This window comes from Mesorhizobium sp. B2-1-3A (assembly GCF_006442655.1).
GTDB lineage: Bacteria > Pseudomonadota > Alphaproteobacteria > Rhizobiales > Rhizobiaceae > Mesorhizobium.
This window is the reverse complement of the sequence record NZ_VFWK01000005.1, coordinates 352,987-366,944: the sequence shown is the minus strand read 5'-3', so window position 1 is coordinate 366,944 and position 13,958 is coordinate 352,987. Positions and strand designations below refer to the sequence as shown.

The 13,958-nt window shown below is 64.5% G+C and carries 14 protein-coding genes; 6 read left to right on the top strand and 8 right to left on the bottom strand.

Annotated elements, in window-relative coordinates:
* Nucleotides 1-97 precede the first annotated feature (97 nt).
* From FJ977_RS22025 to FJ977_RS22000, 6 genes are all read left to right on the top strand, one after another.
* The gene (locus tag FJ977_RS22025) at nt 98-1,060 is read left to right on the top strand and encodes a LysR substrate-binding domain-containing protein (protein ID WP_140774296.1); all 963 of its coding nucleotides are present in this window, start codon (nt 98-100) and stop codon (nt 1,058-1,060) included.
* Nucleotides 1,061-1,180: 120 nt separating this feature from the next.
* Nucleotides 1,181-2,347, top strand: a complete 1,167-nt coding sequence (locus FJ977_RS22020) for a CaiB/BaiF CoA-transferase family protein (RefSeq protein WP_140774295.1) — start codon at nt 1,181-1,183, stop codon at nt 2,345-2,347.
* Nucleotides 2,344-3,678: an MmgE/PrpD family protein gene (locus FJ977_RS22015; protein ID WP_140774294.1), complete on the top strand. Its 1,335-nt coding sequence runs from the start codon at nt 2,344-2,346 to the stop codon at nt 3,676-3,678. The genes FJ977_RS22020 and FJ977_RS22015 overlap by 4 nt, the downstream gene beginning before the upstream one ends.
* Nucleotides 3,678-4,835: an acyl-CoA dehydrogenase family protein gene (locus FJ977_RS22010; RefSeq protein ID WP_140774293.1), complete on the top strand. Its 1,158-nt coding sequence runs from the start codon at nt 3,678-3,680 to the stop codon at nt 4,833-4,835. Before FJ977_RS22015 ends, FJ977_RS22010 begins: the two co-directional genes overlap by 1 nt.
* A gap of 11 nt (nt 4,836-4,846) precedes the next feature.
* Nucleotides 4,847-5,710: a MaoC family dehydratase N-terminal domain-containing protein gene (locus FJ977_RS22005; RefSeq protein ID WP_140774292.1), complete on the top strand. Its 864-nt coding sequence runs from the start codon at nt 4,847-4,849 to the stop codon at nt 5,708-5,710.
* Between the two features lie 38 nt (nt 5,711-5,748).
* On the top strand, nt 5,749-6,537 hold the full coding sequence (locus tag FJ977_RS22000) for a CoA ester lyase (protein WP_181180008.1): 789 nt from the start codon (nt 5,749-5,751) through the stop codon (nt 6,535-6,537).
* Nucleotides 6,538-6,782: 245 nt separating this feature from the next.
* Here the strand turns inward: FJ977_RS22000 and FJ977_RS21995 are convergent, their stop codons facing one another.
* From FJ977_RS21995 to FJ977_RS21960, 8 genes are read right to left on the bottom strand one after another with little or no spacing between them, the layout of a single operon-like run.
* A complete protein-coding gene (locus FJ977_RS21995) occupies nt 6,783-7,796 on the bottom strand; it encodes a zinc-binding dehydrogenase (RefSeq protein ID WP_140774290.1) in 1,014 nt (337 codons plus the stop codon).
* A gap of 52 nt (nt 7,797-7,848) precedes the next feature.
* The gene (locus FJ977_RS21990; protein WP_140774289.1) at nt 7,849-9,417 is read right to left on the bottom strand and encodes a class I adenylate-forming enzyme family protein; all 1,569 of its coding nucleotides are present in this window, start codon (nt 9,415-9,417) and stop codon (nt 7,849-7,851) included.
* A gap of 38 nt (nt 9,418-9,455) precedes the next feature.
* The gene (locus FJ977_RS21985; protein WP_140774288.1) at nt 9,456-10,082 is read right to left on the bottom strand and encodes a VOC family protein; all 627 of its coding nucleotides are present in this window, start codon (nt 10,080-10,082) and stop codon (nt 9,456-9,458) included.
* 14 nt (nt 10,083-10,096) lie between these two features.
* Entirely contained in the window at nt 10,097-10,519 is a 423-nt protein-coding gene (locus FJ977_RS21980; RefSeq protein ID WP_140774287.1) for a PaaI family thioesterase, read from the bottom strand.
* A complete protein-coding gene (locus FJ977_RS21975) occupies nt 10,512-11,237 on the bottom strand; it encodes an ABC transporter ATP-binding protein (protein ID WP_140774286.1) in 726 nt (241 codons plus the stop codon). Before FJ977_RS21975 ends, FJ977_RS21980 begins: the two co-directional genes overlap by 8 nt.
* The gene (locus FJ977_RS21970; protein ID WP_140774285.1) at nt 11,234-12,022 is read right to left on the bottom strand and encodes an ABC transporter ATP-binding protein; all 789 of its coding nucleotides are present in this window, start codon (nt 12,020-12,022) and stop codon (nt 11,234-11,236) included. The genes FJ977_RS21975 and FJ977_RS21970 overlap by 4 nt, the downstream gene beginning before the upstream one ends.
* Complete coding sequence (locus FJ977_RS21965) at nt 12,019-12,945, bottom strand: branched-chain amino acid ABC transporter permease (RefSeq protein ID WP_140774284.1); 927 nt, start codon at nt 12,943-12,945, stop codon at nt 12,019-12,021. The genes FJ977_RS21970 and FJ977_RS21965 overlap by 4 nt, the downstream gene beginning before the upstream one ends.
* A complete protein-coding gene (locus FJ977_RS21960; protein WP_181180007.1) occupies nt 12,942-13,955 on the bottom strand; it encodes a branched-chain amino acid ABC transporter permease in 1,014 nt (337 codons plus the stop codon). The genes FJ977_RS21965 and FJ977_RS21960 overlap by 4 nt, the downstream gene beginning before the upstream one ends.
* Between the last annotated feature and the right edge of the window lie 3 nt (nt 13,956-13,958).

Sequence of the window (13,958 nt, the reverse complement as noted above, 5' to 3'; positions counted from 1 at the left end):
TGCCGTTGGGGCCGGGGTAGACGGAGGGCCGGTTTTCGCCGTTGCCTCAATAACAAAATGTTATACGGTGGCCCTGCATCAAGCGTAGGGAGCTGGTTTGGACCTTCGTCAGCTTAGATATTTTTCCCAGGTCGTGGAGAGCGGCTCGTTCTCCAAGGCCGCGACGCAGCTGCACGTGGCGCAGCCGGCGCTGAGCCAGCATGTCCGGCACATGGAAGAGGAGCTTGGCCTCTCCCTTCTGCATCGCGGGCCGCATGGGGTCAGCGCGACGGAAGCCGGCGCGCGGCTCATGGTGCACGCCAAGCGCATTCTTGCCGAATTCGCCGAAATCACCGACAGCGTCAGGGGCGCCGCCATCGCCCCCCGTGGCGAGGTGCGCTTCGGATTGCCGGGCACAGTCAGCGAGCTGCTCGCGGCGCCGCTGATCGAGGCCGCCCGCGAGCGCTTCCCCGAGGTTCGCATCCGCGTCGTGGAGGCGATGAGCGGCTACATTCTGGAATGGCTGAAACGCGGGGAAGTCGACCTTGCGATGATCTATGCGACGTCGGATCCCCGGGGACTCGCGGTACATCATGGACTGTCCGAGGAGATCTGTCTCTTTGCCAGCCCGTCGATGCCCGGGTCGGACGCCTTTCGGGGCTCCTCCGTGGAGCTTCGCGACGTCGCCGGATTGCCGCTTGTCGTCCCGGGCCCCGGGCACGGCCTGCGGGAACTGATCGATGCCGTGGCGACGTCGGTCAAGGCCGTCATCAACCCGGCGATTGAAATCGACTCCTACACCCAGATCAAGAGATTGGTGACGCGCGGAATCGGTTACGGGATCTTGCCGAGGATGGCGATCAACGCGGAGGCCCAGGCCGGACTGTGCCGGGCGTGGAGTTTCAAGAACCCTCCGATTACCCGGAAAGTGTATCTGGCCTACTCGACGGAACGCCCCCTGCAAACCGCTCCCCGCGCCGTCGGGCAGCTATCGTGGGAAATCCTTCGCCAGCTGGTCAAGGACCAGATCTGGAGCGCCGAGCTGTCCGACGAAAATCAGCGCCCCGACCTCTTTGGCTAGCCTGTTCCGGGCGGGCGGCCGACTGTACCGTTTCGCTATACCTCCCATTACAAAACGCTATTTGACGCAGTGGCCCCTTCCGGTGCGATGGTGTCGGAAAAGCAGGACAGGGAGCATGCCATGCCCGGCGCGCTGGAGGGAACGACCGTCATTTCGCTGGAGCAAGCCGTGGCCGCGCCCCTGGCGACGTCGCGGTTGGCCGACGCGGGCGCACGTGTCATCAAGCTCGAACGGCCCGAGGGTGACTTCGCGCGAGGCTATGACGATTACGTTGACGGCCTCTCCAGCTATTTCATCTGGAACAACCGCGGCAAGCAATCCTGCACCGTCGATCTGAAGCGGCCCGACGATCTCGCACTGGTCGAGTCCATGCTCGCCTCAGCCGATGTGTTCGTACAGAACCTTGCGCCTGCCGCGACCGACAGGCTGGGCATCGGCAGCGCTGATCTCAGGAGGCGGTTTCCCAGGTTGATCGTCTGTGACATTGGCGGCTATGCGCCGGGAACGCCCGATCATGATCGCAAAGCCTACGATCTGCTGATCCAGGCTGAAGCGGGTCTGGCGGGAGTGACGGGATCCCCTTCGTCGGGTCCGACCCGCGTCGGCATATCGATATCCGACATCGCCACGGGGCAGGGGGCCTACGCCGCTATCCTCGAAGCGCTGATCGTGCGCGCTCGAACCGGGGAAGGGGCTCACCTTCAGGTTTCGCTATTCGACACGCTCGCCGAATACATGAACGTGCCCTATCTGGCGCAGCATTACGGCGGCAAGGAGCCGCGACGGCTCGGCCTTGCCCACCCCTCCATCGCGCCCTATGGGCTGTTCAAGGTGAGCGACGGCGAAATCCTGATCGCCGTCCAGAATGAGCGCGAATGGGCGGTCTTCTGCGACAGTGTTCTGCGCCAGTCGTCGATCGCGACGGACTCAAGGTTCGAACGCAACGTCCTGCGCATCAAGAACCGCGAGCCGCTGGACGCATGCGTACAGGCGCTGCTGGCGAACTATACCATGGCTACATTATGCGAACTGCTGGACCAGGTGCGCATCGCATATGGGCGTGTCTCAACCATGGCGGATCTGGCGGTGCACCGCAGCGCGACCAAAGTCCCGGTCGAGACATCGGTGGGGCCGGTCGAGCTTTTTGCCCCGCCTGTCACGGTCAACGGCAGGCGGCCGGTGCTTGGCAGGGTGCCAACGCTTGGCGAACATGACCTGGCCTTGCGGCAGGAGTTCGGCACCGCCCGCAGGGTGGATGCCAAACGGATAGGAAATACAGCGCCATGAGCTTGACCCGTAACCTGACCCGCCTGATCCGCGAAAAGCCGGTAACCGAACGCGACCTCGAATGGGCGTCGCTGTTCGTCCTCGATACGCTTGCCTGCGCCCTCGGCGCGCTGCCGACCGAGCCAGCCCGCATGCTCAGGACGGTCGCGCCGCCGACGCAAGCGGACACCGCCCGCAAGGCGTTTTATCTGGGCGGTCTGTCCCATATCCTGGAGATGGACGATCTGCACCGGGATTCGGTGACCCATCCGGGCAGTGTCGTCATTCCCGCGGCCTGGGCGGTGGCTCATGACCTCGATCTTGGCGGCGAAGCGTTTCTCAAGGCAGTTCTCGCGGGATATGAAGCCTGTTGCCGAATAGGCATGTCCGTCGGCAAGAAGCATTACCGGGTCTGGCACAACACCTCGACCTGCGGTCCGTTCGGCGCCGCGTTTGCCGCGGCTGAACTCATCGGCCTCGACGACACCAAGACCGTGTGGGCGCTTGGCAATGCGGGCACGCAGTCGTCAGGGCTCTGGGAATTCCTGGCCGAAGGCGCCATGAGCAAGCATCTCCACACCGCCAGAGCCGCGGAATCAGGCCTTCTCGCGTCATTCCTGGCCAAGGAGGGATTCACCGGCGCGGAGAATATCCTCGAAGGCGAAAAGGGGTTTTACGCCGGCCTCTGTCCGGACCCGATCCCGGAGGCCGTGACAAGCGGACCCGAGCGCCCGTGGCAGCTGATCAACACCTCGATCAAGCCTTGGCCTTGCTGCCGGCATACCCACCCCGCGATCGACGGCGCGATCGCCCTGCATCACGAGATCGCCGGCGAGGCCATCGCACGGGTTCAAGTCGGAACGTATCGTGCCGGCCTCGACGTGTGCGACCGCCCGAGCCCGGAAGATCCATACAGCGCCAAATTCTCGCTGCAGCATACGGTCGCGATAGCCTTGGCGGACGGCCGCGTCGACCAGGCCAGCTTCGATGCGGATGCACGGCAACGGATGGTCGGCGAACGCGGCAAGGTCAAGGTCGAACTCGCGCCCGGGATTGAAGCGGCTTATCCCAGGTCATGGGGAGCCGAGATCGTGGTGGAGACCGCTTCCGGCAGGCGCCTTTCGGCCACGCGCCACGACGCCAAGGGCGATCCCGACAATCCGGTGACGGCCGCCGAACTGTCTGGGAAGGCCCGCGCGCAACTTGTCGAAGGCGGCTGTTCGGAAGGCCGTGCCGACGACCTGATCAGGGCGATCCTTGGCCTGCCCGATAACCGTCCGGTGCGCTCGCTGGGCTTGTTTGAAATAGCTGGCGATGCGCGGGCTCCAGTCCGTGCCGCACGGAGCGCCTGATGTTCAAGGACTTTGACAACGAAGACATCCGCGACGCCGTGCGTCGGCTCTGCGAGCAATTTCCGGGCGAATACTGGCGCAAGCTCGACGCGGACCGCGCCTACCCGGTGGATTTCGTCAACGCGCTGACGGAGGCTGGTTATCTTGCGACCTTGATCCCCGAGGAATATGGCGGGTCCGGCTTGACGCTGTCGGCCGCGGCCGCCGTGCTCGAGGAGATCCAGCGAGCCGGGTGCAACGGTGCCGCATGCCATGCGCAGATGTATGTCATGGGGACAGTCCTGCGGCATGGCAATGCGTCTCAAAAGGAGCGTTATCTTCCGAAGATCGCCTCCGGCGAATTGAGGCTGCAGGCATTCGGCGTCACAGAGCCGACCAGCGGCACGGACACGACTTCGATCCGGACCTTCGCCCGCAAGGAGGGCGATCATTACGTCGTCAACGGCCAGAAGATCTGGACAAGCCGGGCGGAATATTCCGACCTCATGCTCCTGCTCGCGCGGACCACTCCAAAGGACCAGGTGGCCAAACGGACCGACGGCCTTTCAGTGTTCATCCTGGACATGCGGGCAGCGCTTCAAGAGGGGCTGTCGATCCGGCCGATCCGCACGATGATGAACCACTCCACGACCGAGGTCTTTTTCGACAATGTCAAAGTCCCCGCCGAAAACCTGGTCGGAGAAGAAGGCAAGGGCTTCCGCTACATACTGTCCGGGATGAATGCCGAGCGGATCCTGATCGCCGCCGAGTGCGTTGGCGATGCCAAGTGGCTGATCAACAAGGCTTCCACTTACGCCTGCGACCGCAACGTCTTCGGCCGGGCCATAGGCGCCAACCAGGGCATCCAGTTTCCCATCGCCAGGGCCTATGCCAACATGCGCGCGGCCGAACTCATGGTCCGCGAGGCGACGCGGCTCTATGAAGCGGGCCTCGACTGTGGTGCCGAGGCCAACATGGCCAAGATGCTCGCCGCCGATGCCTCGAATGAAGCCGCCAACGCATGTGTCCAGACCCATGGCGGTTTCGGCTTCGCCGAAGAGTATGATGTCGAGCGCAAGTTCCGCGAAACCCGGCTTTACCAGGTCGCGCCGATCTCGACGAACCTCATCCTGTCCTACCTTTCCGAGCATGTGCTCGGAATGCCACGTTCCTATTGACGAGCGGTCAGGTGGACGCGACCGAACAGAAACCATTCGCGGAATGGATTGGCCGGCAGAGCGAGAGCTTCGATGTCGTTTCGGAACGTCTCGTGCGGAGTTTCAAGGCAATTTTCGAACCCAATCTCGCACCTTCGGCGGCACGCCAGGCACCGCTTGGCATCCACTGGTGCCTGTCGCCTGCGATAGCCGGCATGGATCAGCTGGGTGCCGATGGCCATCCGGCCAAGAACCTGTCGCTGCCGCCCGTCCCGCTGCCGCGCCGCATGTGGGCGGGAGGTGAGCTCCGGGTGCTTGATGCCTTCCGGGTCGGTGATGAAGTTCGCCGAGTCTCCACCATCCGCGACATCGTCCGCAAGCAAGGCCGGTCTGGTGAGCTGTGGTTTGTCGCTGTCGGCCACGACTATCACTCAGATCGTGGCCTGGTGCTGAGCGAGCGACAGGATATCGTTTACCGGGAAGCGGCCACGCCGGGGGACGGTGCTCGTCCCAACAATGCACCCGCGGTGCCGACGATAATCCAGCCCGCTGGAAAGGTCTGGTCGCTCGTTCCGTCGCCCACGCTGCTCTTTCGCTACTCGGCCATCACTTTCAATGGCCACCGCATCCACTATGACCTGCCTTACGCGACGAAGGCGGAGGGATATGAAGGGCTGGTGGTCCACGGCCCCCTCCAGGCGACGCTGCTCCTGAATCTCGCGGCGTCCCAACGCGCGGATATCCCCTTGACGTTTCGCTACCGTGGCGTTGCCCCGGCAATCGCGGACCGTGAACTGACCTTCAGGGCCGGCATGGATGGGCAGCGGTTCTGGGCGCAAGGCGGGAATGGCGCCGTGCACATGGAAGCTGATATCGACCAGGGACCGGCCCGATGATCGCGCATATATCAAGTGCGCCTGTCGCGCCCTTGTTTGTGCCGGCCGACCGCCCCGAGCGTTTTGAAAAGGCGGACCGGTCTGGAGCAGACGCGGTCATTATCGATCTCGAGGACGCTGTTGCGCCCGCCGCCAAGGATGGCGCCCGCTCGAACCTTTGCCATGTCCTGAGATTGCAGAACCTCACCTTCGTCCGGGTGAACAGCGAAGACAGCGGCTGGTACCATGCCGACCTTGCCGCCGTCAGGGCACTCGGGCTTCGACGTATATGCCTGCCAAAGGCGGAGTCCGTGGCAACGCTCGACGCGATCATCGAGACCCTTGGTGTGGACGTCGAGATCATGGCGCTGATCGAAACCGCCAGGGGCTTGGAGGCGGCGGCGGCCCTGGCCGCTCACCCTCATGTCGCAAGATTGGCGTTTGGCCCCGCCGACTTCGCCCTGGACCTGGGTACGGCAGCTTCCGATGCGATCAAAGCGCATGCCTTGATGCGGCTGGCCGTGGCAAGCAGAGCCGCCGGGAAGGCCCTGCCGTTGGACGGTCCGTCCTTCGAAGTCGCGGATACCACCAGACTGGCCTCCGAATGCCGGCAAGCCTTGAATCATGGGGCCGGCGGGAAGCTTTGCATACACCCCGCCCAAACATCGGATGTCATCGTGGCCTTTCGGCCAAGCGCCCAGCAACTGGGCTGGGCGCAGCGTGTCGTCGACGCGGCCCAGGATGGCGCGGCGCGCCTTGTCGACGGCAAAATGATCGACGCTCCCATTATCGCCCAGGCGCGGGCGCTTCTTCTGCGGGGCCGTCCGCAATCCGGCAAAGCTGTCTGAACACGGCCGTATCCGCGACACTTCCCGGCAAGATCAAAGACAAGGATCCACGGTCCGATGCGCTGCCGCTGGCCCAGGGCGTCTCATTCGACATCGATTGAGAACGCGGGGTTGGTGATTTAGTCATAGTCGCACGACGTTGCGATGCGGCCTTCGCGGAAATGTTGGGCGGGGTCGCCCGCCCAACATCGATCCGATCACCGCTGGGATCGCAAAGGATCGGGCTTTCCGGCCAGGTTTTGCTGTCAGGGTTCTATGACCACCTTGCCGTAGACCTGCCGGTCGTCCAGCAGTCGCATGGCCTCGCCGGCCTCCTCGAGGGAAAACCGCCGTGGGTGGAGCGCCGGCTTCAGCTTGCCGCCTTTGACAAGGTCGAGCAGCGCCAGCACGTCGTCGCGCGACCAGCCGTTCGAGCCGACAATGTTCAGCTCGAAGGTCCAGATCAGGCGCAGGTCCTCGTGTGGATCGTAGCCGGCCGTGGCACCGCATGTCAGCAGCCGGCCGTCCCGCCGCATGACGCGAAGCGACGGCACCCAGGTGTCGCCGCCGGTGAAGTTGACGACGACATCGATGCCGCCTTCGTCGCGTCCGAAGACCCGCGCCCGGCCGAACTGCCGCCGGCATTCCGCCACCCAGTCTCCCTGCGCATAATTGATGCCGACATCGGCACCCAACGCCTTCAGGCGATCGAGCTTTTCGTCACTCGACGCGCAAGCGATCACCGTCGCGCCGGCCTGTTTGGCAAGCTGCACGCAACACGTGCCGACACCGCCGGACGCACCGAGGATCAGCACCTTCTCGCCCGGCCTGATCTTGCCCCGCGTCATCATCATGCGATAGGCGGTGCCATAGGCCACGGGCAGTGCGGCGGCGTCCGCGAAGCTTACGTCGTCGGCCAGCGGAATGATCATGTGGGCGGGAACCCGGACCAGTTCGGCGAGCCCGCCGTCGAAGGTCTCGCCGAGCAATCCGCCCTTGACGCGGTCGATCGGGTCGACAAGCACGCGCTGCCCCGCGCTCAGGCCCTGGACATTTTCGCCCACGGCCGCGATCTCGCCCGAGACATCGATGCCGAGGATGAGCGGCATGTTTATCTTGATGCCCGGCATGCCCTTGCGGGTGAAGACGTCATGATAGTTGAGCGTGCAGGCGCGCACCCTGACCACCACGTCGTCCGCGCCCGGTGTCGGGTCGCTGTAGGACGGCTCATGGACCATCCGGTCGAGACCACCATGTTCATAGGTTACGACGGCACGCATGCTGATCTCCCTTGTATCGTTTCTTGTCTTGTCTCGAGTGGCGGCGAGCTGACTAGCCCAACGTCCCAAAGCGCTCGCGCATCATCCGCTGCACGACCTTGCGGTCGATCTTGCCCGGCCCATTGAGCGGCAGCTCTTCGGTGAAGACGATCTTGCGCGGATGGGCATAGGCAGGGCCGACCGAGAGGCAGAACTGCTTGAGCTCCTCCTCGGTGATATCGCGACCCTTGGCCTTGACCACCATCGCCACGGGCACTTCGCCCTTGATGCGGTGGGGGACCGGCACCACCGACGCTTCGGCGACGGCAGGATTGCGCAGCAGCATGTTCTCGATCTCGAGCGGATAGACGTTCTCGCCGCCCGAATTGAACATGTCGTCGGTGCGGCCGCGGAAATAGAAGAAGCCGTCGCCGTCCTTGGAAAAGACATCGCCGGTGCTGAGCCAACCGTCCTTCAGCCTTTGCCTGTTGACCTCCGGCAGCTTCCAGTAGCCAGGCGTCACGCCCGGATTGCGCACCAGCAATTCGCCGTAGGACGGGTCTTCATTGCCGGCCGCGTCGACGAGCTTCACTTCGCCCTCCGGCCAGATCACGCCGCAGCTGCCATGGGGGACGGCGCGTCCATCCGTCGGCGTGCCGATCATCACCGGTCCGCCTTCGGTCAGGCCGTAGCTCTCCGAGGCCGCGACACCGAAGGCCGCTTCGACGGCGTCGAGCAGCTCCTTGGGCGTCGGCGCCGAGCCGATCTTCAGGCCCTTCAGCGCCGAGAAATCCAGCGTCTCGATCAGGTCGCGCTCCTGGAGGAGCAGCGTGAACACCGCCGGAACCGCGCCGGCATGGGTGCAGCGGTAGTCCGCCAGGGTCTGGAGGAAGCGGCGCGGCTCGAAATTCGGCAACAGCACCACTGAGGCGCCCCAGCTCAACATCGGCTTGATGGCGCCGGCCATGGCGTTCTTGTGGTAGAGCGGAACCGCCGCCAGCGCCCGATGCTCGGGCAGACCCGGCCAGTATTTCTGCAGGCAGCGAAGCCACCAGACTTGTCCGGCATGGGTCAGCACCACGCCCTTGGGCCGGCCGGTCGAACCCGACGTGTAGGGCTGGAAGGAGGGGTGGTCGTCCGACAGCCGTGCTGGATCGAACCGCGGCTCGGTTGCCGCCAGCGCCGCCTCATAGTCCAGCCAGCCGGGGCGCGACGTCTCGAAGGCGATTTTCACCTTGCATCCGATCAACTCCGCAAGCGGGGCGACGTGCGGATTCGCCGCTTCCTCGACGAGAGCGCCGACGCATTCGGCATCCCGCATGATGTACTCCAGCGTGTCGGCGCCGAGCTTGGTGTTGAGAGGAACCGGAACGATGCCGGCGCGCATGGCGCCGAAGAAGGTTTCGACAAATTCGAAGCGATTGCTGACCGACAGAGCCAGCCGGTCGCCGGGCTTCAGGCCGCTGTCGACCAGAAGACGGGCCGCCCTGTCGAGCCGGTTCTCAAGTTCGCGATAAAGCACCTCGCGTGGCTGGTCGCGCGACAGGTCGATGATGGCAATGTTGTCGGGGTAAAGGCCGGCGGCATCGTGGTTCCAGTAGCCAAGATTGTTCCAGCGCGGATTGTCTGGCGTGATCGGCATGGCAGGCTCGCTTTCGAAAATCGTATGGTCTGGCGCGGTCAGGAGGCTGTGAGAACGACCTCACCCCGGGGTGATTGCAGGACGGCGAGGAATCCCGGTTGGGCAGCGAGCCGTACGGGCACGTCGATGCCCATTTCGCTATAGATCCGCGACAGCGCTTCGGCTTGCGGATGCAGCACGATGAATTCGCGCAGTGTACAGCCGACGGGCGTGCTCGCGGCGGGATGCGGCGATGCCTTCCAGTCGATGGCAAAGGGGATCATCTCGCCGAAAGTGGTATCCTCGATGTAGAGACAGGCCCAGTCGAGCCGCACGCCGTCCGGCCGCGTCCTGCCCATTTCGATCGGGCCCCTGGTGCGGATGCCCGCCCGGCTTGCCGCCGCCGCATAGGCGTCGAGGTTGCTGGTGCGCACGGCAAAGGTGGCAAGCCCGGGGTGGGCGAGGGCGGCGATGCTGCCGCCGCGATTGCCTTCGAGCGATTGCGCCGGATCGGGCGAAATGATTTCCAGATAGGTGGCGCCAAGCGAAAGCAGGCTGTTGCGCGTGCCGAAGCCGGGATGCGAGCCGCCCCGGGCCGGATCGACGCCGGTGAGCGTGCCGATAAGTGCCGCCCCGGCATCGAGATCGGGTGCCGCCCACAGAATATGATCGAGTTCGACGCTCATGTCGGTCCTTCCTGTCAGTCCTTGCGCGACAGCGTCAGATAGACGCCGCGCCCGCTGGCAACGAGCCTGTCTTGTTCATCGAACACCTTGGCTTCGGCGGTCGCCAGCGTACCGCCCAATTTGATGATGGTCGCACGGGCCACGAGGGCGCCGGGCAAAGCGGCGCGATGGTAGTCCACCCGCATATCGACGGTCGGCACGCCTCGGCCGATCTTCGCGGCGACCGCATAGTCGCCGGCAAGATCGATCAGCGCCGCCAGGATGCCGCCATGTGTGTAGCGCACCACCGGATCCGACACGAACTCCTCGCGCCACGGCAGCAGGATTTCCACACCGTCCGCGGACATCGACTTGAGGGTCACCCCAAGCCATCGATGAAATGGCGCGTCGCGAACCATGCCATCCAACGCCTCGAAATCCACTGTGGCGTCAGCCATGAAATCCTCCCAGATAAAGATCGGCGACCTTCGGATCGCGGGCCAGGGCCGGCCCTTCGCCCTCATAGGCATTGCGGCCGAGGTCCAGCACATATCCGCGATGCGACATGGCCAGCGCCCGGGTGGCGTTCTGCTCGACCATGAGGATCGTGACGCCGGACTTGTTGATCGCCGACACCTGTTGGAACATCACGTCGACGAACCGGGGCGCAAGACCGGCTGTCGGCTCATCGAGCAACAGCACCTTCGGCTCTGGCATCAGCGCCCGCGCCATGGCCAACATCTGCCGTTCGCCGCCCGACAGGCTTCCAGCCATCTGCCGACGCCGCTCGCGCAGCCTCGGAAAAAGCTCGTACATGAGTTCCAGCCGCTGTTTCAGCTGGAGGTCGCGACGTGGCTTCAGGCCGATCTCGAGGTTCTCCTCGACAGGCATCGTCTCGAACACGTTTTCGCGCTGCGGGACATATCCCAGACCCTGGCGGACGATCATGCTCGGCGGTAGGCCGGCTATGTCCTTGTCGTCGAGCGCAATCGTCCCGCTCTTTGGCGCCACCAGGCCGACAAGCGCCTTGAGCAGCGTGGATTTGCCGGCGCCGTTGGGGCCGACGACGGTGACGATCTCGTGCTGGCGCACGGTGATGCTGACGCCGTTCAGAATATCAAGCTGAGGCACGTAGCCGGCAACGAGAGAGGCGATGGTGAGCACATTGGGTTTCATGCCGCCGCCTCCGGGGACGGACTGCCGAGATAGGCTTCGACGACACCGGGATCGGCGCGCACCTGCGCCGGCGTGCCGGCCGAGATGACACGGCCCTGAGCCATCACGACGACGCGGTCGGCGCGGCTCATCACGATGTCCATGTCGTGTTCGACGAACAGGAAAGTGGTGCCGCGCTGTTCCCGCAACGCGGCGATGTGGTCGAGAATGGCGCGGCCGAGCGTCGGGTTGACTCCTGCCATGGGCTCGTCGAGCAGCACCATGGACGGTTCGGTCATGAGCGCCCGTGCGATTTCCAGAAGCTTGCGCTGGCCTCCCGAGAGCGCGCCGGCATAGTCCTGTGCCTTGTCGCGCAAACCAAATGTCTCGAGCAAGCCCGCGGCTCGTGCGCGCGAAGTGGCCTCGGCGGCCCTGGCGCGTCCTGGCCCGACAAGCAGCGAGATGAGGTGTTCGCCGGGCTGGCGCGGCGCGGCGAGCAGCATGTTGTCGATGACCGACATGCCGGCGAGGACCCGAGTCAACTGGAAGGTACGCACCATGCCGAGTTGCGCGATCCTGTGGGGCGCCATGCCGCCGATCGATCGTCCGGCGAAGCGGATGGCGCCGGAGTCCAGCCTGGCAAAGCCGCTCAGCAGATCGAACATCGTCGTCTTGCCGGCGCCATTGGGGCCGATCAGCGCCGTGATCGAGCCGCGCTCGACGCTGAAACTCGCGCCATCGACAGCGCGAAGGCCGTCGAAGTCCTTGACGGCGTCGGCCACCTCCAGGATGGTCTCGGTGCTCATGGCCGCACCTTCATCTCGTTGACATTGCCGAGCAGGCCTTGCGGCCGCAGCCGGCTGATCAAGAGCAGAAACAGGCCCACGATGACGAAGCGTAACGAGGCCTGCTGGCCGGCCGAGAGCGATGTCTCGATCAGCCTGGTGCCTTCCAGGAGTATCCAGAACAGCACGCTGCCGAGCGCCACGCCGCCATAGCTGGCGAAGCCGCCCAGCACCAGCAGCGCATAACCGAAGAAGGTGAATGTCGGATCGAAGACGGTTGGGTAGAGATAGGTGACGTTGAGCGCGACGAAGAAGCCGGCGACCGCCGCCAGCGCTGCCGCCAAGGCGAGCGACTGGAGCTTGTAGGCGAACACGTCCTTGCCAAGCGCGGCGGTGGCATCCTCGTCCTCGCGGATGCCGCGCAGCACACGGCCCCACGGGGTTGCCTGCAAGGCCCTGAGCATCAGAAGAAGCACGATGAAGACCAGCCACACCACGATGAACAGCGGCAGTTGCGTGTAGCTGCCGAGCCCGATCGTGGCGAGCCATGGGAGCATCCAGTCCGACACGGCGCGCCATTCGGCGTCGAAGCCGAGAACACCCTGGTTGCCGCCTGAGAAAGCCGCGTTCTGCAAGGTGTATCTGACGATCTCGGCGAAGGCGATGGTGGCAATGGCGAAGTGGTCCGAACGCAGGCGCAGCGACGCGATGCCGACGAACAGGCCTGCCAGCACGGCCAGCACAATGCCCGCCGGCAGCGCCAGCCAAAGCGACCAGCCGCGATCGACGACCAGAATGCCGACCGTATAGGCGCCAATCGCCATGAAGCCGGCCTGGCCGAAATTCAACAGGCCGGTGAAGCCCGCATTGAGCTGCAGGCCGAGCGTGAATATGCCGTATATGCCTGCAAGGACGCCGACATTGATCCAGAAATCGATGCTCATGAGCGGCGCTTTGCCCGGCCGAATATGCCTTGCGGCATGAACATCAGCATCAGGATGAGCAGTGCGAAGCCCACCGCGGGTTTCCATCGCGCGTTGAACAGCAAGGTCGACCATTCCTGCGAGAGGCCGATCACCAGCCCGCCGACAAGTGCGCCGTAAGGGTTGCCGACGCCGCCCAGGACGGTGGCGGCGAACAGGCTGAGCAGCAGCGTTATGCCGAAATTCGGATTGAAGCTGCCGATGGCGGTTGCGTAAAGAATGCCCGACAGCGCCGCCAGGAAACCGGCGGCGATCCAGGTGACGTTGATGATGTGCTGCGTGTCGATGCCGGACACCTCCGCCAGGGCGCGATTGTCGGCGAAGGCCCGCATCTCCTTGCCGATGCTGGTGAAGCGCAGCGCCAGTCCGACGATTATCATCGCCGTGAGGCCGACGACCAAGGCCAGTGCCTGCAATGTGCCGAGCCGAAGCGGCCCGATGGCGATCGAGGAGACGACATTGGCGCCAAGTGTCCTGACCTGGCTGCCGGCGAAAAATTGCACGGAAAAACGCAGCACCAGGCCAAGCCCGATGGCCGACAGGAAAAGCTGCAGGCTGCCGGCCTTCGCCTGGCGCAGCGGTTGCCAGATGATCTTCTCGGTGAGGAGCGCCAGCGCCGCCGTCGCCATCATCGCCGCCAGCATGGCCAGCGGCAAGGGCAGGCCGAGCCAGGCGAACAGGATCGTGAAATAGGCGCCGGTGACCAGCAGGTCGCCATGCGCGAAGTTGACCAGCTTGAGCACGCCGAGCACGAGCGTCAGGCCGATCGCGCCAAGGCCGGTGTAGCTCCCCGCGACGAAACCGTTGATCGTGGCCTGCAATGCCGGCACCGGCCCGAAGGCGACAGCCAGCGCGCATAACAAAACGACCAGCACGGCCAGCAGCAGGGCTGGCCGTGGCAGAGCCGAAAGAGGGGATGAAAGGGTGGAAGCCTTGGCTTGCGCCCTTTCGGTTTGGGCAGTGGTAATCACGAA

Bases quoted from the DNA above. Each gene is read 5' to 3' on its own strand.
- FJ977_RS21995 (WP_140774290.1), bottom strand. From the start codon at position 7,796: ATGCGTGCCGTCGTAACCTATGAACATGGTGGTCTCGACCGGATGGTC.
- FJ977_RS22020 (WP_140774295.1), top strand. From the start codon at position 1,181: ATGCCCGGCGCGCTGGAGGGAACGACCGTCATTTCGCTGGAGCAAGCC.
- FJ977_RS21985 (WP_140774288.1), bottom strand. From the start codon at position 10,082: ATGAGCGTCGAACTCGATCATATTCTGTGGGCGGCACCCGATCTCGAT.
- FJ977_RS21965 (WP_140774284.1), bottom strand. From the start codon at position 12,945: ATGAGCATCGATTTCTGGATCAATGTCGGCGTCCTTGCAGGCATATAC.
- FJ977_RS21970 (WP_140774285.1), bottom strand. From the start codon at position 12,022: ATGAGCACCGAGACCATCCTGGAGGTGGCCGACGCCGTCAAGGACTTC.
- FJ977_RS21975 (WP_140774286.1), bottom strand. From the start codon at position 11,237: ATGAAACCCAATGTGCTCACCATCGCCTCTCTCGTTGCCGGCTACGTG.
- FJ977_RS22010 (WP_140774293.1), top strand. From the start codon at position 3,678: ATGTTCAAGGACTTTGACAACGAAGACATCCGCGACGCCGTGCGTCGG.
- FJ977_RS21980 (WP_140774287.1), bottom strand. From the start codon at position 10,519: ATGGCTGACGCCACAGTGGATTTCGAGGCGTTGGATGGCATGGTTCGC.
- FJ977_RS21990 (WP_140774289.1), bottom strand. From the start codon at position 9,417: ATGCCGATCACGCCAGACAATCCGCGCTGGAACAATCTTGGCTACTGG.
- FJ977_RS22015 (WP_140774294.1), top strand. From the start codon at position 2,344: ATGAGCTTGACCCGTAACCTGACCCGCCTGATCCGCGAAAAGCCGGTA.